Source organism: Rhodococcus sp. OK302 (assembly GCF_002245895.1).
Taxonomy (GTDB): domain Bacteria; phylum Actinomycetota; class Actinomycetes; order Mycobacteriales; family Mycobacteriaceae; genus Rhodococcus_F.
This window is the reverse complement of record NZ_NPJZ01000001.1, coordinates 4,732,893-4,753,215: the sequence shown is the minus strand read 5'-3', so window position 1 is coordinate 4,753,215 and position 20,323 is coordinate 4,732,893. Positions and strand designations below refer to the sequence as shown.

Annotated in this window: 17 protein-coding genes; 13 read left to right on the top strand and 4 right to left on the bottom strand. The window is 60.7% G+C overall.

From position 1 onward, the window contains the following. Positions 1 to 79: 79 nt before the first annotated feature. The 10 genes from BDB13_RS21765 (at position 80) to BDB13_RS21720 (ending at position 9,397) form a co-directional block, all read left to right on the top strand. On the top strand, positions 80 to 934 hold the full coding sequence (locus BDB13_RS21765; RefSeq protein WP_176459647.1) for a sugar phosphate isomerase/epimerase family protein: 855 nt from the start codon (positions 80 to 82) through the stop codon (positions 932 to 934). 77 nt (positions 935 to 1,011) lie between these two features. After that, positions 1,012 to 1,878, top strand: coding sequence for a CoA transferase subunit A (locus tag BDB13_RS21760; RefSeq protein ID WP_094275095.1), 867 nt, complete (start codon positions 1,012 to 1,014; stop codon positions 1,876 to 1,878). 17 nt (positions 1,879 to 1,895) lie between these two features. Beyond that, on the top strand, positions 1,896 to 2,651 hold the full coding sequence (locus tag BDB13_RS21755; protein ID WP_094275094.1) for a CoA-transferase subunit beta: 756 nt from the start codon (positions 1,896 to 1,898) through the stop codon (positions 2,649 to 2,651). Further along, positions 2,648 to 3,721, top strand: coding sequence for an NAD(P)H-dependent flavin oxidoreductase (locus tag BDB13_RS21750; RefSeq protein WP_094273654.1), 1,074 nt, complete (start codon positions 2,648 to 2,650; stop codon positions 3,719 to 3,721). The genes BDB13_RS21755 and BDB13_RS21750 overlap by 4 nt, the downstream gene beginning before the upstream one ends. Before the next feature lie 33 nt (positions 3,722 to 3,754). Continuing rightward, positions 3,755 to 4,630, top strand: a complete 876-nt coding sequence (locus BDB13_RS21745) for an SDR family NAD(P)-dependent oxidoreductase (RefSeq protein ID WP_094273653.1) — start codon at positions 3,755 to 3,757, stop codon at positions 4,628 to 4,630. A gap of 33 nt (positions 4,631 to 4,663) precedes the next feature. After that, the gene (locus BDB13_RS21740) at positions 4,664 to 5,113 is read left to right on the top strand and encodes an FAS1-like dehydratase domain-containing protein (RefSeq protein ID WP_094273652.1); all 450 of its coding nucleotides are present in this window, start codon (positions 4,664 to 4,666) and stop codon (positions 5,111 to 5,113) included. Continuing rightward, positions 5,110 to 5,541: a MaoC/PaaZ C-terminal domain-containing protein gene (locus tag BDB13_RS21735; RefSeq protein WP_254922913.1), complete on the top strand. Its 432-nt coding sequence runs from the start codon at positions 5,110 to 5,112 to the stop codon at positions 5,539 to 5,541. The genes BDB13_RS21740 and BDB13_RS21735 overlap by 4 nt, the downstream gene beginning before the upstream one ends. After that, a complete protein-coding gene (locus tag BDB13_RS21730; protein ID WP_094273651.1) occupies positions 5,538 to 6,506 on the top strand; it encodes an NADPH:quinone oxidoreductase family protein in 969 nt (322 codons plus the stop codon). Before BDB13_RS21735 ends, BDB13_RS21730 begins: the two co-directional genes overlap by 4 nt. A gap of 68 nt (positions 6,507 to 6,574) precedes the next feature. Continuing rightward, positions 6,575 to 7,774 carry an acyl-CoA dehydrogenase family protein gene (locus BDB13_RS21725; RefSeq protein WP_094273650.1) on the top strand — a complete coding sequence of 400 codons (1,200 nt, stop codon included), beginning with the start codon at positions 6,575 to 6,577 and terminating at the stop codon, positions 7,772 to 7,774. Positions 7,775 to 7,792: 18 nt separating this feature from the next. Continuing rightward, positions 7,793 to 9,397, top strand: coding sequence for a class I adenylate-forming enzyme family protein (locus tag BDB13_RS21720; protein ID WP_094273649.1), 1,605 nt, complete (start codon positions 7,793 to 7,795; stop codon positions 9,395 to 9,397). A gap of 30 nt (positions 9,398 to 9,427) precedes the next feature. Here the strand turns inward: BDB13_RS21720 and BDB13_RS32595 are convergent, their stop codons facing one another. Next, positions 9,428 to 11,299: a transketolase family protein gene (locus BDB13_RS32595; protein ID WP_217902144.1), complete on the bottom strand. Its 1,872-nt coding sequence runs from the start codon at positions 11,297 to 11,299 to the stop codon at positions 9,428 to 9,430. Positions 11,300 to 11,610: 311 nt separating this feature from the next. Here BDB13_RS32595 and BDB13_RS21705 point away from each other — a divergent pair, with 311 nt between their 5' ends. Further along, positions 11,611 to 13,365 (top strand): thiamine pyrophosphate-requiring protein, encoded by a 1,755-nt coding sequence (locus BDB13_RS21705; RefSeq protein ID WP_254922912.1) that lies wholly within the window; start codon positions 11,611 to 11,613, stop codon positions 13,363 to 13,365. A 25-nt stretch (positions 13,366 to 13,390) separates the two neighbouring features. Here the strand turns inward: BDB13_RS21705 and BDB13_RS21700 are convergent, their stop codons facing one another. After that, complete coding sequence (locus BDB13_RS21700) at positions 13,391 to 15,166, bottom strand: thiamine pyrophosphate-dependent enzyme (RefSeq protein WP_094273646.1); 1,776 nt, start codon at positions 15,164 to 15,166, stop codon at positions 13,391 to 13,393. A 55-nt stretch (positions 15,167 to 15,221) separates the two neighbouring features. On the opposite strand from BDB13_RS21700, the gene BDB13_RS21695 reads away from it, so the two are divergent. Then, positions 15,222 to 16,856: a flavin-containing monooxygenase gene (locus tag BDB13_RS21695; protein ID WP_094273645.1), complete on the top strand. Its 1,635-nt coding sequence runs from the start codon at positions 15,222 to 15,224 to the stop codon at positions 16,854 to 16,856. A gap of 172 nt (positions 16,857 to 17,028) precedes the next feature. Here the strand turns inward: BDB13_RS21695 and BDB13_RS21690 are convergent, their stop codons facing one another. Both BDB13_RS21690 and BDB13_RS21685 read right to left on the bottom strand, forming a co-directional pair. After that, complete coding sequence (locus tag BDB13_RS21690; RefSeq protein WP_176459646.1) at positions 17,029 to 18,528, bottom strand: MFS transporter; 1,500 nt, start codon at positions 18,526 to 18,528, stop codon at positions 17,029 to 17,031. 223 nt (positions 18,529 to 18,751) lie between these two features. Further along, the gene (locus BDB13_RS21685) at positions 18,752 to 19,345 is read right to left on the bottom strand and encodes a TetR/AcrR family transcriptional regulator (protein ID WP_094273643.1); all 594 of its coding nucleotides are present in this window, start codon (positions 19,343 to 19,345) and stop codon (positions 18,752 to 18,754) included. Between the two features lie 84 nt (positions 19,346 to 19,429). Here BDB13_RS21685 and BDB13_RS21680 point away from each other — a divergent pair, with 84 nt between their 5' ends. Continuing rightward, complete coding sequence (locus BDB13_RS21680) at positions 19,430 to 20,251, top strand: TauD/TfdA dioxygenase family protein (RefSeq protein ID WP_094273642.1); 822 nt, start codon at positions 19,430 to 19,432, stop codon at positions 20,249 to 20,251. Positions 20,252 to 20,323: the final 72 nt, after the last annotated feature.

Here is a 20,323-nt window from a genome sequence, read left to right as displayed (position 1 = left end):
TATCAAGCATTTGCTACGCAATGTTCCAAATTGGGATTACGGTGTGTTTCACGGTCGATCGAGGAAAGCAGGAGCGACTATGGATCACAACGACAAATCCCGCCAGATGGACCTGGTGCGAGGCCCATTTCCTTCCGTCAGTCTGATTACAACCGCGAGTTGGGCATTGCGTGACGAGTTGGCGCTCTGCCGACGCCTCGGGATTTCCGCCGTGGCACTGTCCGCGTACAAAGCGGGTCGAACCGGTTGGCCGGAAACGGTATCGCTGGCCCGTGAGTTCGGCGTCGCGGTCGGTTGTATCGCGCACGGAATCACAGCCGATCCGGACGATGGAACTGCCTGGGAGGGGGAGATTGCGGCACTCGACGCAGCAGTGGTCGGCGCGGCAGGTCTGGGAGCACCGACGGTGCTGTTCACAACGGGACCGTCCGGACGTCTCAGCTGGGAAGATGCAGCAGACCGATTGATCGATCATGTGTCGCCGGTGGCCGAGCGGGCCAAACAGTTGGGAGTTCGGCTCTCCCTGGAGAACACCATGCAGATGCGTTCGGATCTGAGTTTCGTTCATACAGTTCGCGATGCGGCGGTAATCGCACGGCGTCTGGACATCGGAATGGTCGTCGACCTCTATTGCGCATTTCAGGAACCGGATCTACTCGGTACCTTGCGGGCTGAACTCGATCGGGTGCAGATCGTGCAAGTAGCCGATTTCCGGGTAGGAACGCTCGCGGTTCCCAACCGGTGGGTACCCGGCGATGGAGATCTTCCGATGGATCGACTGTTGCGTGAAGTGCTCGGTCTCGGCTACCGCGGTGCTGTTGAGCTGGAGATACTCGGTCCTGCGATTGAGGAGGAAGGGCCGGAGAGTGCGCTTAGGCGAGCGTATTCCTGGCTCACCGCGGAGTTGGCGGTTGACGCGGAGATGAAACCATGATGATGTGAATCAAACGTTTGCTACGCGACGATGGCGCGCCAGAGCAACGTTTCCCCGAATTCGAAAGGGTGGACCCATTGAGTGACAAGACGATGACCGAGGACGATGTCGTACGTCGACTGCGGTCCGGTATGACGATCGGTATCGGTGGTTGGGGGTCACGGCGCAAGCCGATGTCCCTCGTGCGTGCAATTCTTCGATCAGACCTCACGGATCTGACGATCGTGTCGTACGGTGGTCCGGACGTCGGATTGCTCTGTGCGGCAGGGAAAGTCAAGAAGGTGATTTTCGGGTTCGTTTCGTTGGACTCGATTGCCCTCGATCCGCATTTCCGGGCCGTCCGTCAGGCCGGAGCGGTGGAAGTGGCCGAGTACGACGAGGGAATGCTGCAGTGGGGTTTGTACGCTGCCGGCATCCGGATGCCCTTCTTGCCGACCCGAGCTGGACTGGGATCGGACGTCATGACGGTCAACCCCGATATGCGTACCGTATCCGACCCGTACGGAGACGAGGTTTTTGCAGCGATGCCCGCCTTGAATCTTGATGCGGCACTGGTGCACATGAACCGTGCAGACATGCATGGCAATGCCCAATTCTTGGGCCCTGACCTGTATTTCGACGATCTGTTCTGCATGGCGGCCGAGGATGCCTATGTGTCGTGCGAGGAAATCGTGCCCACCAAGGCCTTGACGGCCGATGCTCATCCGTCGACGCTGCGGATCGCCCGTCTCCTGGTCTCCGGTGTGGTCGAGGCACCGAAGGGCGCACATTTCACCTCGTGCGTGCCGAACTACGAACGCGACGAATCCTTCCAGCGGGAATATGCGGCCGCCGCCCGCGATCCACAACAGTGGAAAGCCTTTGTCGGCGAGTACCTTTCCGGTAGCGAAGCGGACTACCAGCGCGCTGTCGCGCTGCGCGATTCCCAGGCGGTGTCGGCATGAGCGAGTCGAGTGCGAACGTGGCTCCTGCTACCCGAGCCGAAGTGTGCGTCATTGCCTGCGCCGAAGCGTATCGCGGCAACGGTGAGGTCATCGCGAGTGCCTTCGGAACCATTCCGGCCATCGGAGTTCGGTTGGCACGACACACCTTCGAACAGGATCTGGTGATCTCCGACGGCGAGGCGCATGGAGTTCGTGGCACCTGGGCCGTCGGCGGGCCGGCGGAGGGGGAGATCGAAGCGTGGATGCCGTTCAGCGCGATCTTCAATCTGGTGTGGAACGGCAAGCGCCACATCATGATGATCCCCACCCAGCTCGACGTCTACGGCAACAGCAATATCTCGGCGATCGGTGATCACGCGGCGCCCAAGGTGCAGCTTCTGGGTGTGCGGGGTGCGCCGGGAAACAGTGTGTACCACCCCACCAGCTACTGGGTTCCCGCACACAGCACCCGTGTGTTCGTGCCACGCGTAGACATGGTCTCGGGAGTCGGTAACGACAACGCGACCAAGGCAGGTCCGGCTGCGACCAAGCATCACGATCTGCGTCACGTTGTCACAAATTTGGCTGTACTGGATTACGCAGACTCGGGTCGACTTCGGCTTGTGTCGGTGCATCCGGGGGTCAGCGTCGACGACGTGGTGGCAGCAACCGGATTCGAGCTCGAGATTCCCGAGTCGGTTCCGCAGACCCGGCTTCCGAGCGTCGAAGAGCTACAGCTCATTCGGGATGTCATCGATCCCAAGGGACTGCGAAACAAGGAGGTTTCGGCATGACTGACCTCGCTGCAGACCACCAGGCCCTTCACACGCGGGCGTGCGACCTCTTCGGGGTCAAATATCCGATCGTGCAGACCGGAATGGGCTACGTCTCCAACTCGACACTGACCGCTGCCACAGCGGCGGCCGGCGGACTCGGCATTATTGCCGGTGGAATGTTGGCCTACGAAGAACTCGCTGAGGCGATCGCGGAAGTTCAAGCCCAGACTGATAATCCATTCGGCGTAAACCTGAGAGCAGATCAGGCGGACATCGACAAGCGAATCGATCTGCTGATCCGATCCGGTGTCAAGGTTGCGTCGTTCGCTCTGGCGCCCAAGCAGGCACTCATCGGACGACTGAAAGATGCCGGGCTGGTGGTGGTTCCGTCGATCGGGGCTCGACGGCATGCCGAAAAAGTTGCTTCGTGGGGCGTTGACGCGGTGATCGTCCAGGGCGGCGAAGGCGGCGGCCACACCGGCGCTGTGCCGACCTCATTGCTTCTGCCTCAGGTAGTCGATGCCGTGGACATCCCGGTGATCGCGGCGGGCGGTTACTTCGACGGCCGCGGTCTGGTCTCGGCGCTCTCCTACGGCGCAGCCGGAATCGCGATGGGTACACGATTCATGATGACAAGCGATTCCCCCGTTGCGAAGCAAGTCAAGGATGTGTACCTGTCGAAGTCGGTCAACGACACCGTGGTCACACTCGAGATCGACGGTGTGCCGCAACGTGTTCTGCGTGCGGGGACCATTGATCAGCTGGAGTCCACAACGGGTCCGGGTCGGATGATCCGCGCGGGCCGCAACGCTCTGGCATTCCAGAAACTCTCCGGCACACCGTGGCGCGACATGATCCGTGAGGGTCTCGCGATGAAGAAGAGTCACGAACTCGGCTGGAGTCAGGTGGTGATGGCTGCCAACGCTCCGATGCTGTACCGGTCCGCATTGGTGGACGGCCGCGTCGACGTCGGCGTCATGGCAACAGGCCAGGTAGTCGGGCTGATCGAGGACGTGCCCAGTTGCAGCGAATTGATCAACAGAATTGTGGCCGAGGCGAATTCGGTTCTCGCTCGACTCTCTGCCTGACATGTTTGATACACGTATTCGAAAGGGACTTGGATGAATCAGCTTGAAGGTCGTGTTGTTGTCGTCACCGGAGCCGGCCGTGGAATCGGCCGCGAACACGCGCTCCTTGCTGCCGCGGAAGGCGCGCACGTCGTAGTCAACGACACGGGCGCCGCTGCCGACGGCTCGGGAACGGATGACGCTCTGGCCGCAGCGGTCGCTGCTGAGATCACAGCTCTCGGTGGCAGCGCAATCGCCAGCAACGCGGACGTCACCACAGTCGCCGGAGCTCAGGCGCTTCTCGATCTGGCAGTAGAGAACTTCGGCGCAGTTCACGGACTGGTCAACAATGCGGGTGTTCTCCGCGACCGGATGTTCGTGAACATGAGTGAAGAAGAATGGGACACCGTGATCGCGGGTCAGCTTCGCGCGACGTTTGCTCCCTGCCGCGTGTTCGGCGCGCACTGGCGTGACCGTTCCAAGGTTGGCGACGCCGTGGCAGCATCCATCGTGAACGTCTCGTCCACGTCGGGGCTTCTCGGCGCAGTCGGCCAGAGTAACTACGGCGCCGCCAAAGCTGGGATTGCCGCGCTCACTGTGATTTTGGCGCAGGAGATCAGCCGCTACGGAGTGCGCGTCAATGCCATCACCCCAGTCGCACGCACTCGAATGACAGAGAAGGTTCCCGGAATCGCCGAGATGGTGGCGGTCCCCGCGGATCCGAACGATTTCGACGTCTACCACCCGGGCAACGTGTCTCCGGTGGTCGCTCACCTGCTCACCGCCGACTGCGACACCAACGGCTCGGTCTTCTATGCGAAGGGCGGCGAGATCAAGCAGTTCCTCGGCTGGTCGTACGGCAAGAGCATCGTGAAGGACTCACGCTGGACACTCGAAGAGCTGGCGACGGAAATGAAGACCTTCGCATAAGCGACCCTACGACAAAGAAACTCGGAGTGAGTTATGGCAAACAAAGATGCCGTGGGTGTAACGGGAACACCGTTCCGGCTCGACGTGGAACGCGGAAAGGTCCGCGAATTCGCCCACGCGATCCGCAGCACCAATCCTGAGTACCTCGACTCGGAAAACCCGGTCAGTCCGCCGACCTTCTTGACCACCACGTTCTTCTGGCAGTCTGGCGATCAGAACCCTTGGAGCGCAGTGAAACTGAATCAGCAGCGAGGTCTGCATGCTGAACAGGAATACACCTTCTTCGGTCCGCCGCCGCGCGCGGGAACCAAGCTCGAGGCCCGCTCACGGATCACCGACGTATTCACAAAGGAAGGTCGACGAGGCGGCGAAATGACCTTCGCAGTCATGGTCACCGACTTCGTGGACGAAAACGGAACCTTGGTGGCGCAGGCGAAGATGACCGGCGTCGAGACCGGACGAGCACCGTCGGAGGAATCATGACCATGACAGCGCAGCCCACGGCGATCACGGCACCGCTGCCGTGGACCATCGGACCGGTAACCCGCACGGACTTCGTTCGCTACCAAGGTGCGTCGGGGGATATGAACCCGATTCATCATGACGAGACCTTCGCCAAGGCCGCAGGATTCGAGAGTCCGTTCTCCGTGGGAATGTTCCAGGCCGGAGTGCTGGGCACCTATGCGACGGACTGGCTCGGTGCCGAGAACGTACGTTCCTTCCGTATTCGATTCCTCGAGCAAGTGTGGCCCGGAGATGTCCTGACGTGTACCGCCAAGGTCGTCAAGGAATATCAGGACAACACCGAGAGCAAGATCGACGTGGAACTCGAGTGCGCCCGCCAGACGGGCGGCGTCGCGGTGCGGGTGTGGGCATCCTTCGTCACCGCTCCCGGTGTGGTGTCGGTGTGAAGGCGCACCAGTGCCACACGCTCGGTGAGCCGGATGTCCTCCGGTTCACCGATGTGCCGGACCCGGTTGCGGCACCGGGAACTGTGATCGTGGATGTGCGGGCCTGCGGCATCAACTTTCCGGACGGACTGATGGTCGCCGGAAACTACCAGACCAAGCCGCCCCTGCCCTTCACTCCGGGATCCGAAGTGGCGGGCGTGATTCGGACAGTCGGAGACGGTGTCGAAGGTTTGAACGTGGGGACTCGTGTCCTGGCGTTCTGTGGAATCGGCGGTTACGCCGAGCAGGTCTCGGTACCCGCGTCACAAGTCTTCGCGATTCCTGAGGCGATGTCCTACCCTGACGCTGCAGGATTCTCCGTGACGTACGGAACCTCCTACCACGGCCTCGTCGACCGAGCGGGACTTGCTGCCGGAGAACGACTTCTGGTGCTCGGTGCGGCTGGAGGTGTCGGGCTCACTGCTGTCGAGATCGGTCGAGCATTGGGAGCCGAGGTGATTGCCGCGGCGTCGACTGCCGAGAAGTTGGCACTGTGCGAAGAGCACGGTGCGTCGACACTGATCAATTACGCAGAGTGCGACCTGGCATCCGAACTGAAGACACGCGAACGCGTCGACGTCGTCTACGACCCGGTCGGCGGCGACGCGGCGCAAGCTGCAATCAGGGCGCTCCAATGGGGCGGCCGGTACCTGACCGTCGGATACGCGAGTGGCGACATTCCCAAGGTGGGAATGAACCGCCTACTCATCTCCTCGGCCTCACTTCTCGGAGTGTTGTGGGGGGCGTGGGCAAAACGGAACCCGGCCGAGAACGCGAGCAACATGCGTCAGTTGCTGGACTGGTACGAGCAGGGGCTGCTGGTGCCGCACGTGTCTCGGACCTTGCCGTTCGACGACGCGTCCGAAGCGCTGAACATCGTCATGAATCGGCAGGCTGCCGGCAAGGTGATTTTGGTCCGTGACTGATCGGTTCGGAATCGATCTCCCGTGCATACATACGCATTCATATTGTGAGAACTGAGAGGACTTCTATCGTGGACCTAGCTCCCAGCCCGGCAGCCCAGGAGATCATGGACCGCTTGAACGCGTTCATGGTCGATCATGTGTATCCGGCCGAGCCGGTGTACGCGCAGCAGATGGAAGAGATGGGGCCGCGTAATCACACGTTGCCGGCTGTGGTCGAGGAACTGAAGGCCGAGGCTCGGCGTCAGAGGATGTGGAATCTGTTCCTTCCCTCGCTGTCCGGGCTCTCACACCTCGACTATGCGCACATTGCCGAGATCACCGGACGCTCGCCTTACATCGCGCCGGAAGCGCTGAATTGTGCGGCACCTGATACCGGCAACATGGAAATCCTTCATATGTTCGGCACGCCCGAGCAGAAGGAGCAGTGGCTCGAGCCACTGCTGGACGGCCGTATGCGTTCCGGGTTCTCCATGACCGAGCCCGCTGTCGCGTCGTCGGATGCTCGAAACATCAGCACCTCCATCGTTCGTGACGGCGACGACTACGTCATCAACGGTCGCAAGTGGTGGACAACGGGCGCCGCCGACCCACGTTGCGAGATCCTGGTTTTGATGGGCAAGACCGACCCTGAGGCGTCGCCCCACCGCCAGCAGTCGATGGTCCTGGTACCGGTGAACACGCCGGGCGTCGAGATCATCCGGTCACTTCCGATCTTCGGTTACCACGATCAGCACGGACACTGCGAAATTACGTTCACGGACGTGCGAGTGCCCGTAACCAACATTCTCGCGGGTGAAGGTGAAGGATTTGCCATCGCACAAGCTCGGTTGGGTCCGGGCCGAATCCATCACGCGATGCGTTGCATCGGAATGGCGGAACGTGGACTGGAATTGATGGTCCGGCGAACGTTGTCGCGCGACGCCTTCGGTGGCCCGATTTCTGACCAAGGTGTTGTGCGGACGTGGATTGCGGAGTCCCGCATGGAGATCGAGCAGGCGCGTCTGCTGGTTCTCAAGACCGCGTGGATCATCGACCAGATGGGTGTCAAGGAAGCCGCGATCGAAATTGCCGCGGTCAAGGTCATCGCTCCGCGAGTGGCACGCTCTGTTCTCGAACGGTCCATCCAATGCCACGGTGGCGGGGGAGTCACCGAAGATTTCCCCATTGCCCGGATGTGGGCCAGCGCCAGGATTTTGGGAATTGCCGACGGTCCGGATGAAGTTCATATCCGCAGTGTCGCGCGGACCGAGATCCGCAAGTATCGCTGACAAGAACAGAGGGACTAAATGTTGGGTCGAAGTACGTTCGCAGACAACCCTGAAGCCTTTTCGGACGTCAGTATCAGCGAGGTCGTCCGTCATCGGGCCGCGAACACACCAGACTCAGTAGCCTTCGTCACCGGGGACCGCCGCTATACCTGGCGCGACTACGATCTGACCGCCGACCGAATCGCCGCAGCACTCGCTGTCGCAGAATCGGTCGGCGGTTCCGGTGTGGCGATCTACCTCCCTGACACCATGGCAGTGCATGCGGCATTGTGTGGCGCCTATCGGGCCGGCCGGGTCGCAGCTGGAATCGGTTTTCGTTCCGGGACAAGAGAAATCGCGCACCTGATGGCCAAAGCCGACTGCCGGGTTCTGATCACCACCGCAACAGTCCGCGGCCGCAGCTGTTACGACGTTGTCGATGACCTGCAGCGAAGTGGGGCGACGGTTCTCAGCGTCATTGTGGTCGATGACGACGGCGTGGTGGAGCTGGGTACCACCGATCGCACGGAGGCGCGCAGTCGCGTCGAGTCATCTGAGTCGTCCAACAGTGTCGGAGTCTTCACTACGTCCGACACCACGCTGCTGAACTCGACCTCGGGCACCACCGGACTGCCGAAAGTAGTGGCGCACAACGAGAAGAAGTGGATCGAATTCGCACAATTGGCGATGGTGGGTGCGCGGATCACCGACGTCGATGTTTTCTGCTCGGCAGTACCGGCGCCGTTCGGCTTCGGGCTGTGGTCTGCCCATTTTTTGCCCACTCTGCTCGGTGCACGCACCGCCGTCCTGGAGAAGTTTGACGTCGAGGTGATGATAGATCTGATCGAGTGCGAACGAGTCACCGTGCTGTGTTGTGTCAGTACACAATTCAAGATGTTGCTTCGATCGGAACGGGCGCGTACAGCAGACTTGTCCAGTCTCCGCGTGCTCTACACGGGTGGCGAAGCGGTTCCCTACTCCGAGGCGCTGGCATTCGAACAGCGTACGGGTGCCAAGGTTTTGCAGTTCTACGGTTCGAACGAAGCCGGTGCTGTCAGTCAGACGACGCTCGATGACGACCGTGAGACTCGGTTGAGAACCTGCGGGCATGTCATCGAGTCCATGAACGTGCGGATTTTCTCTGACAATGGCGGTGAGGGTGAGCCTCGGCGTGGACAACCTGCTGTCCACGGGCCGCTCGAATCGCTGGGCTACTGGCAGGACGAAGACGCGAACGCCGAGCTTTACACGGTAGATGGATGGATGTTGCTCGGGGACATCGTGGATATCGACGCTGCCGGTCGGGTACGGGTTGTCGGACGCATTGCCGACATCATCATCCGCGGAGGTAAGAACATCTCCGCAGTCGACGTCGAAGAACTGATGTGCGCGCATCCGTCAGTTCGAGCTGTTTCCGTGGTCGGGGTGCGTGACGATGTTTTCGGGGAGCGGGTGTGCGCCGTGGTGGTCGCCGAATCCGGTGTCGAACTTTCCACGGCGATACTGTCGGAATGGATGCGCGCGCAGGGAATTAGCACCGAATACATTCCGGAATATGTGGTCTTTGTCGACGACCTTCCCACTGGGCCCGGTGGGAAAGTCGCCAAGGGCGAGGTGCGAAAGTTGGCCGTCTCGCGAGTGTGAGACGGGCCAACTTCCACGCCACGACTGATGTCATCGGGACAGCAGTGCCAATGCCCGCCGGGTGACGCCTTCGGCTGTAATGCCGTAGTGGGCAAGTAGGTCCGCCGGAACGCCGACCTCGAGATCCTCGTCTGGTAGTGCAACGATTCCGAGTCGGGTGGAGACGCCATTGCGGCCGAGTACTTCGGCCACCGCGGAACCCAGACCACCGATTGCGTTGTGCTCCTCCACCGTCAGGATCGCGCCGGTCGTGCTGGCGGCGTCCAAGATCGCTTCCTCGTCGAGTGGTTTGATGTAGGCCGAGTCGAGTACGGCCGCGCTGATCCCGTGTGCTTCGAGTAGTTCGGCGGCTCCCACGGCGCAGCCCACGCCCATTCCGGTGCCGATGATGGTCAGATCGCGGCCCTGCCGAACCCGGGAGAATTTTCCTCGCGCCAGTGTTGGAGCTTCCGAATACACCGGCCTGGTTGCTTCGCTGATCCGCAGCAAAACCGGCCCTGCCTCGGTGTTGCTCTGCTCCAGTAGGGCGAGGGTTGACGCGTTGTCCGCCGGCGTCATCACGGTCAGGTTGGTGATTGCCCGCGCTATCGCAAGGTCCTCGACTGCGTGGTGGCTAGCGCCGAAGTAGCCCATCGCAAGGCCCGAGAGCCGGGTTACCAGGGTTACGGGCATCATCGTCGCCGCCAAGTCGGTACGAATCTGTTCGGCGCACTTGATCATTCCGAACGGGGCGAATGCGAGAACGTACGGCCGATACCCGGAGGCCGCCATCCCGGCTGCCACCGAGATCGAGTTGGTTTCGGCGATACCCATCTCGATGTACCGGTTCGGGTGCCGTTCCCGCAGTTCCGTCAGGGCCGAGCCCAGATCTGCGGAGAGGACGACCACGTCGGGATGCCGGTCGGCGAGTTCTGCCAGGGCATGTCCGAGCAAGTTGAGGGACGACGCCTGACCTTCGTCGGAGAAGACGTCCTCCATCGCGCCGGCTCGATTGTTTGTCGTGGCGGTCATGGTGCTACCTCCTGCATGCGGGTGGTGATTTCGGAAATGGCGGCTTCGCGCTGCTCCGGGGTCAGGCAGCCGACGTGCCAGGCCCGGGGAGCTTCCTCCATGAGAGCGAGACCTTCCTTTTTGTGTCCGGGCGATGATGCACACCGGCCGGTCCCCGTCCGGGGACGGCAGATCGGCGAATGTGTCTGCGAGAGTTGCGACGTCGTGGCCGTCGAGTTCGATGACGTGCCAGCCGAATGCCTCGAAGCGTGCGGCAAGAGGTTCGATGCCCATCATCTCGGACGTGGGGCCGCTGCCGATGTATCCGTTGGCGTCGACGACGGCCACGAGGTTGCCGAGTCGGTAGTGGGAGGCGGCCATGGCTGCCTCCCAGACCTGGCCCTCGTGGATCTCACCGTCGCCGGTGAGGACAAACGTCCGATGGTCCGAGCCGCTCAGACGGGCGGCGAGCGCCATGCCCAGTCCGACGGAGAGGTTGTGGCCCAATGATCCCGAACTGAAGTCGACGCCAGGGGCCTTGCGCATGTCGGGGTGGTCGCCGAACCGGCTTCCGATGTAGCCGAAAGTATTCAATTCCTCGCGGGGGAAGTATCCGAGATCGGACAAGATCGGCCACAGGCCGACAGCGGCATGCCCTTTGCCGAGCAGGAATCGGTCTCGGTCGGCCCAGTCCGGATTTTCCGGGTCGAGCCTCAGCGCCTGGTAGTAGAGGACCGAGAGGATCTCCGCGCAGGAAAACACGCTCGAATAGTGGCCTAGTCCGGCTCCGTCGATCATTCGGATCACCTCGATCCGCAGCCAGTCCGCACGGTTGCTCAGCTCTGCGACCGAGGCGCTTCGGCCACGCTCCAGCCGGGTGTTTTCCGGTCTGGACGCCATTCTTGTGCTCATGTGATCCTTCCTCGACTACTTCGTTCGGTTGGAGATACCCACCTGGTATCGGGATGGGATTTGATGTCACGCCACCACTGCTGGGTCGTTCTCGAGTTGATGTCGACAAGTCGTCCAGGCGCCAACACTAACCGGTGTATCAAACATTTGCTACATTTCGACCACTTGGCAATTTGTAGCGTAGAACACTGGGGGACAGGGTGATTCATACCTCCACGGGAAGCGGATCTGACCGAATCGCGGAACGAGTGAGCGCGTGCGCCGGCCTCAGCCACGATCGGGACTGAAGGTCCGCTAGGCGGGATGACTTCTTGCGGAATGCGGTTCGATCGGGTGATCTCGGCTGCACTGCACATAGCAAACGTTTCATTGATGAACCAGAGGGAGATTCCATGAAGTTCGGCGAAGCTGTAGCCCGAATTCTCGAAGCAGAAGGTATCGAGATCGTGTGCGGGTACCCACTGAACTACGTCTTCGAATACGCTGCGGATGCGGATATTCGGCCGGTCATAACGCGAGCTGAACGAACCGGCGGCCATATCGCAGATGCAATTTCACGGGTTACGAGCGGTCGAAAGATCGGCGTCTATGCCACACAGCACGGACCTGGAATCGAGAACGGTCTGGGAGCAGTTGCGCAAGCGTACGGTGAGTCCGTGCCGATTCTTGTTCTCCCGATGGGCTATCGGAGAGACGAAGCCCACCTCGCGCCGAATTTCAACTCCACGATCAGCCTGCGTTCAATTTCGAAGTCGGTCGAACCGATCAACGATCCCAACCAGGTCGTTCCCGTTTTTCGTCGAGCATTCAGTCGATTGAAGAACGGAAGAGGCGGGCCGGTCGTGGTCGAGATTCCCCGCGACCTGTGGTTCGAAGACGTCACCGTGCCCTTCGATTATCAGCCAGTTGTCAGAACCCGATCCGGTCCGGACCCGGTCGCTGTGCGACGCGCGGCAGAACTGCTTGTCGCTGCTGAGCGTCCCGTCATCTATGTCGGTCAGGGTGTGCACTACGCGCAGGCCTGGTCGCAACTGCAGCAGTGTGCAGAAATGCTGGCAATCCCAGTCATCACGACCCAGGAAGGCAAAAGTGCATTCCCGGAGAACCACCCTCTGTCTCTCGGGACGGGCGGACGAGCAATGCCTCGTACTGTCCATCACTTCCTCGAGAAAGCGGATGTGATTCTCGGCGTCGGATGCAGTTTCACGCCAACCGATTTCGGCGTCGCGATTCCGAAGGGTAAGCGGGTGATTCATGCGACGCTGGATCCGGCACACCTCGACAATTCGGTCGTAGCCGAGATCGGGTTGGTCGGCGACGCCGCACTCACACTCGACGCGCTGCTGGCGGCGGTGGCAGAACTGACCGACAGCACCGTTCGAGATGCCGACGCCGTTGTGAGCGAGATTCGTGAGGTGTACGACGCGTGGCTGGCGGAATGGATGCCGCTTCTCACCTCCGACGAGAATCCTGTTTCCGCATATCGAGTGATCTGGGAACTCATCCAGGCGACCGATCCCGCAGACACCGTCATCACGCACGACGCGGGCTCGCCACGGGATCAGCTGTCACCGTTCTGGAAGTCTGTCGCGCCCCTGTCCTACCTCGGGTGGGGAAAGACCACTCAACTCGGTTACGGGCTCGGCCTCGCGATGGGCGCGAAACTGGTTCACCCCGAGAAGTTGTGCATCAATGTCTGGGGTGACGCTGCCATCGGATTCACCGGGCTCGAGCTGGAAACCTGCGTGCGAGAGCAGATCCCCATCTTGTCGATCCTCTTGAACAACTCGTACATGGCGATGGAGACCAACGCGATGGGGTTGTCCCAGAAGAAGTTCGGCACGATGAACATCTCTGGTGACTACACCGCGATGGCCCGCTCGCTGGGTGCATACGCCGAGCGCATCGACGATCCGAGTGAGATTGCCGGCGCCCTGAAGCGCGGAATCGCACAGACGGAGGCCGGTCGCCCCGTGCTCCTGGAGTTCATCACCTCGCGAGAGCTGCGCATCTCCACACACGGCGGCGACACGTACATGTCGCCGGTACCCGACAACTTTCGCTGACGACCTCCTGGAAGTTGAACGATTCTCACGTCCCGAGGTTCCGCTGCAATGGAGCCAGAGCTGCCATCTCGACGTGAATGAGCGTCGGACCGTCGTGTCCGAGTGCTTCGGTGAACGCCGATTCGAATTGGCCGACATCGGAAACCCGACGGGCCGGTGCGCCGAATGCCGATGCCAGGGCAGTGAAGTCGGGGGTTGTCAGATCGACGTGATGATGTGAACCGTCGCCGATGGTGCTCTGGATTCCACGCAGCATTCCGTATCCGTGATCGTCGAAAAGGCACACGATCACCTTTGCGGAAGACTGTACGGCGGTGGCTAATTCGGCTACACCCAACATGAATCCGCCGTCGCCCTGCAACAGGACCGTGTGTTGGTCGGCGGCAAGAGCTGCGCCCACCGCCATCGCCATGCCAGGTCCGATGCCGGCTGCCGTCGAACGAACAGAGGTTCCGGCATCCGTGACGGGGACCAGTCGATCGCCCCACACGTAAGCGGGAACTGTAGCGTCGCAGACCAATGCGCCGTCGGTGGGCCTCAGTCTCGTGATGATCTCACTGATCGCAAGGTGATCTGTGCCGGCCTGACGTGCCACCAGTTCGCGTGCTGCCGCCGCAGCGTCGCGGCCGGCCTCGAGGTGGGCCGCTCGGGTTGGGGCATCGACGGTCGACGGCATGGATTTTGTGAGACTGTCGAGTCCGGCCGCTGCGTCGGCAATCACGGAAGCTGCAGCCGGATAGTTCAATCCGATCATCGTCGGATCGATGTCGAGATGAACCACGGTGGGCGGTAGTTTCAGATTCCATTGCGCCGTCGGATACATCTGGAACCGTGTGCCCACTGCGAGCATCACATCGCACGTATCCAAGAACTCACGCATTGGCGGAAGTGTCGCATAGCCGCCGAGACTGCGAGGATCCAATTCCGAGATGGCGCCGCGACCCTCGCGGCTGGTGATCACCGGTGCATCCCAGCGCTCCGCGAAGAGCTTCAACGCAGCGACGGCGTCGGAGCGGACCACGCCGCCTCCCGCCCAGATGATCGGCGCGTGTGCCTGGGACAGCAACGCCACGGCTTCGTCGATGCTGACTGTATCGGGGGCCTTGCGAACTAGTGGACGGATATCTGTGTCAAGGCAGTCGAGCGCGTGCGGGTCGCCGATGACCGCGTCCTGAAGGTCCAACGGAATCTCGACACACGTCGGCCGTGGACGGCCCGAACGAGCGGCGCGGCCGAGTCTCAGGACAGTCGTCGCGATGTCATCCACTGATTCGACCGTCACCGTCTCCTTGGATGCGGTGCGCAACATCTCGCTCTGATGCTCGGCCTCGTGAACATAGCCGCGCCCGCGGCCGAGATGGCCGGTTTCAACCTGGCTGGTGATCAGAAGGACGGGTGAAGACGCATGATGAGCCTCGTACAATCCGCCCATCGTATTGGCGGTGCCCGGACCCCCGCTGACTATCGCCACGCCTAGTCCGCCAATGACCCGGGCGTAGGCGTCGGCGCTGTGAAGGACGCCTTGTTCGTGCCGGCAACCGACAACCCTGATGGTCCCGAGGTCTTCGATCGATCGAAGAATCGTCATGTTGTGTGCGCTGGGAATGGTGAAGACGGTGGTGACGTCCATTGCTTGGAGCGCCAACGCGACACTCATTCCGCCGGTGATCTCATCTGTCGTCTCGAACATCTTCATCGACAATCTCTTTCCCTGGGTGTATCTGCTGCGGATCTCGAGTAACCCACTGGCCGGGAGAATGCGTTCCGCATCGGGGCGCATCACTTGTAGCGTCCCGTCCATGAACTCGGCTGCCCCTGTGGCGGTCAGTGTGTTTCACACGAAAGGAATAAGGACTATGAGTAAACCGTCCCCGGGACATTCGCGAGAAGCTGCAACAGTCGACGTGGTGCTGGTCGGCGCCGGAGTTTCCGGTATGTACGCGATGCACAAGTTACGCCAAAGTGGCTTGACAGTCCAGGGTTTCGAAGCTGGATCCGATGTCGGCGGGACCTGGTACTTCAATCGCTACCCGGGTGCACGCTGCGATGTGGAGAGCGTCGACTACTCATTCTCGTTCTCCGAAGAGGTTCAGCAGGAATGGGATTGGAGCGAGAAGTACGCTACCCAGCCTGAGATTCTCTCGTACATCAACTTCGTCGCGGAGCGTTTCGATCTGCGCAGTGACTTCGCCTTCGACACCCGAGTTCTCAGCGCTGAATTCGACGAGGAGGCTTCACTGTGGCGTGTGACCACGGATCAAGGACACGACATCACTTCGAGGTTCTGCATCTTTGCCACGGGTTGCCTTTCGGCCGCGAATGTTCCGAACATCGAGGGGCGAGACACCTTTGCGGGCAACACTTATCACACTGGGCATTGGCCCCACGAGGGTGTGGACTTCACCGGACGACGAGTCGGGGTCATCGGAACAGGCTCGTCCGGAATTCAATCGATCCCGCTTCTGGCTGAGCAAGCTGATCAACTTTGTGTTTTTCAGCGCAGCGCGAACTACAGCGTGCCGGCTGGGAACGCGGTACTCGACGAAGCAACCCGTCGGGAGCAGAAAGCCAATTACGCAGAGCGCCGACGGTTGTCGAGGCTCAGCGGCGGCGGGTCACCGTTCACGGCGGATCCCCGTAGTGCATTGGAAGTATCGGATGAAGAACGCATCGAGGCCTACAACAAGCGTTGGACGCTCGGCGGTGTGCTGTTCGGCAAGACGTTCGCCGACCAAACCAGCAACATCGAAGCCAATGACACTGCTCGACGGTTTGCCGAGGACAAGATCCGCTCGGTGATCGACGATCCCGCGGTCGCGGAAGTGCTGATTCCCAAGGATCATCCGATCGGGACAAAGCGAATCGTCACCGACACCAACTATTACGAGACGTATAACCGGGACAACGTCACCCTGGTGGATCTCAAGTCCGATCCGATCGAGGCGATCGACGAGGCTGGGATCAAGACTATGTCCGAGCATTACGAACTCGACGACATAGTCTTTGCTACGGGCTTCGACGCCATGACGGGCGCATTGGAACGAATCTCCGTGACCGGCAGGGGTGGGGTAACCCTCAAGCAGGCTTGGGAAGCGGGTCCGAGAACGTATCTGGGACTGGGTGTTCCGGGATTTCCGAACCTGTTCATCATGACCGGGCCGGGTAGCCCCGGTGTGCTCGCGAACGTGATTTTGGCCGGTGAGCAGCATGCGGACTGGATCTCCGATTTCATCACCTACCTCGATGATCATGGCCTGCGCACAGTCGAAGCCACGACCTCCGCCACCGATGCGTGGGTGGAGGAGTGCTCCGAACGGGCCTCTCGTACCCTCTTCCCTTCGGCCAACTCGTGGTATCTGGGCGCGAACATTCCGGGTAAGCCGCGGGTGTTCATGCCGTTCATCGGCGGGTTCGGCACCTACCGGCAAATTTGTGAAGACGTCAGTGCTTCCGGGTACAAGGGGTTTGAAATGGTCGCAGCAGACGACTGATCTACCGCCTGCTTCTCGATAAATGGCTGTACCCCGTCACCCAAGGTGGCGGGGTACAGCCATTTTGTTTCGAATCTGTGAGGGTGGAGTAGGCAACGACAAACGAATTGGCGCCCCCGGTGAGGGCGCCAATTCATTTGAGCAGGTTGTGTGTGGAAGGTACCGTCGACCGCTAGTGTGCGAGTTGTGCTGCCGAGACCGAGTTTTCGGTCTGGTTCGAGCTGACACCACCGGTCGCCGGTGTGCGTCCGTGGCGCATGATAAGCGCGACGCCGATACCCACGACGAGCACGACCGCGCAGATGAGATATCCGTATTCGAAGCCTTGCACGGAGGAAATCGGCTGCTGCGTAGTCGGATTGAGCATGAGGACGTAGTTTGCGGCCAAGGCTCCCAAGAAGGCACTCGAGAGTGCTCCGGAGACCTGCTCCGACGTGAACTTCATCGAACCGGTGACAGCTTGGGTGTTGGCAGGAACCGCTTCGATCAGGAGATTGGTGGAGGCGACGAAGTACAGTCCCATTCCGGTGCCGGCCACCATGGCGACCAGGATCGTCATGGAGGGGGTATCCACTGCGCCGACTCCGATAAGGACGGCAGTGAGCAGGCACATGGTGAGCGCGAAGATCATCACGAAACGCGGTGAGTACCTACGGGCCAACCAGCCGCCGAGGATGCCGCAGATCGCTGCGGCCAGTCCGGACGGCAAGCCGTAGTGCATAGCGTATCCGGTGGCAGTAAATCCCAGACCCGACTCGTCGTTGCCGGGAATGGCGGGGGTACGGAGCATCTGGGGCATCAGCGCGCCGTTTGCGCCGTTGTACACGCCGTAGCAGGCGGCAATCAGCAGTGTCATCCAGACCCCGGGCCGTGAGAGGAGCCCCATCGAGATCAGGGGCTGGTCGATGCGGCGTTCGGCGACGATGAACGCGATGATCATCGCTACACCGACGGTGAAGGCGACCGCCCGGTAGTCAGGTCGGATTGCTCCGAAGATCAGTGAACTGGCACCGAGTCCGAGCAACGCTGCGCCGAGGTAGTCGATGGTGTGATTGATGCGGACCTTCGACTCGGGAACGAACACCGCAGTGGCGAGGATGACTACTGCGGAGTAGACGAAGAGAAACCAGAAGGCTGATCGGAAGCCGTGATTGTCGATGAGCCAGCCACCGATCAGTGGTCCGCCGAGGGACGATGCGCCGATTCCTACACCAATTCCGCCTACGCCCAAAGGGACCCAGCGAGCGGGGATCAAGTCGCGGATCAATCCGTAGCAGATAACCGCCGATGCCAGACCGACTGCCTGCAGGCCACGCCCGACGAGGAAGAAGTTGAAGTTGGTGACAGTTGCGCAGATTGCGGTGCCGAGGAGGAAGAACGCGCTCGCCCACATCAGCATCTTCTTCTTACCGTGGACATCGGCAAGTTTTCCGAGGATCGGAACAACCACACCACCGACGAGCAAGGGAACGGTCATGACCAGTCCCACTTGATTGGTCTTGAACGCGATGGCCATGTCAGTGAGCCCGGGACTGATGAGAGTGAATTCGAAGGCGACGATTTCGGTCATCAATGCGATGAGCGCGATGATGAGAATCGACTGTTTTTTGGAGCGCGATTCGGTATCGGAGTCAAAGCCCGAAGGTGTAGCTGCTGGCACGGCGTTTGCCATGGCATCTCCAAGGTTGGTAGGTGACGTGATGTCAGTCACTTTCCGTGTAGCAAGCGATCTTCGTCTAGGAGTTCTCCCAGTCATCGGGAGGAATCGCACTTCGACGAATCCGGCGCCCATGGCCTTCCTGTGGGTGCGGCCGTGGGCGATCTGTCAATCAAACCATTCGGTCCGGTTGATGTTTGAAGTGCGCTGGGAGAGAAGGTGTTCGGGACCTGTGTTGTCAGTGTCGCCCACGTGCGGGCGGTGACGACTCCGGTGCGGTCGGTTGTGAGACGAGCCTGCCGATTAGGAGGGCCAGTCGTTCGTCGATGTCGCTCTTGTCCTCTGGCTCGTTTCCGAAGGCGTCGACAAGTTGGTCGCCGAAGACGGTCCATCCGTAGGTGAGGGCAAAAGCCCCGATCAGGTCGATGTGGCAATCGGCTCCGAGTCGGCGCTTGAGTTCTTCGATCGCCGGGAACTGGACCGGGAACTTGTCGCGGTCTTCGTCCGAAAGCAATAACCATGCCATCGTTCGAACGGACAGGCCGTTGGCGATGGTGGCACGAAAGATCTCCGACATCGCCTCGCTGGGATCGGCTGTCGATTCGACGATCTGAAGCCCGGATTGACTGCGGGATTCCAGTACTGCGCGCAACAAGTCGTCCTTGTTGCCGATGTGGCGGTGGATGAGTCCCAGGTTGACCCGCGCCTCGGCCGCGATGTCGCGAAGCGACGCTCTGGTTCCTACTTTTGCGAAATGGCGGCCCGCGACCTCGATTACGGCAGCTCTGACCTCTTCTGCGCCGGTCGGTTTCGGGATGGATTCAGGTGCCATTGGTCCACTCTATCGTGGGCGAGAAATGTTGGGTGGCAACAAACTTGCTCTTGACATGACCGGCGGAATGCCTAATCTGTAGACATGCGTCTACAGTCACTGGTAAACCCAGCCATCCGCCCGCTCACTTCTGTCATCGGTGCCGAAATTACCGGGATCGATCTTGCCCGCACTTCGACCTCGGATATCGAATTCGTGTCGAAGGCGCTGCTCGAACACAAGGTGCTGTTCTTCCGCGATCAAGAACTCGACGATCGTGCACACGCGGACTTCGCTGCACACTTCGGCGTTCCTCAGCTCTTCGCCTTCTTGCCGCCGGTAGCCGAGGACGTACCCGAAGTACACGCACTTTCCAGCGGCGGAACCAAACCGAAGCGCTCCAATGCCGATATCTGGCACTCCGATGCGACCTTTCAGTCCACTCCACCGATGGGGTCAATTCTGCGTTCGTTGGTCTCACCCACCGTTGGCGGAGATACCTTGTGGGCCAACATGGAAGCTGCCTACGAAGCGTTGTCGCCTCGCTTGCAGGAGATGCTCGACGGTATGACGGCGACACACGATTTCAAGAATTCGAGTACGCATCGTAACAATCCTCTCGGTGACGTCTACCCGCCCATTTCGCACCCGGTTGTCCGGACGCATCCGGTTACGGGACGAAAGTCGTTGTACGTCAACCGGACGTTTACCACGCGAATCGACGGACTCAGTGAACGTGAGAACGAAATGCTGTTGCCCTTCCTGTGCGATCACGTTCGCGGCCCCGAGTTCCAGTGCCGATTCACCTGGGCGGCAGGTTCCGTCGCTTTCTGGGACAACCGCTGCACCCAGCACTATGCGGTAGCGGACTACACGCAGCCGCGACTGATGCACCGCGTAGTGATCGACGGGGATCGACCGTTCTAGTCCAGCGGGTTCGACCGATCTGTTTGCCGAGATTGCAATAAAACCTCCCGTCTCGTGAGACGGGGAGTAACG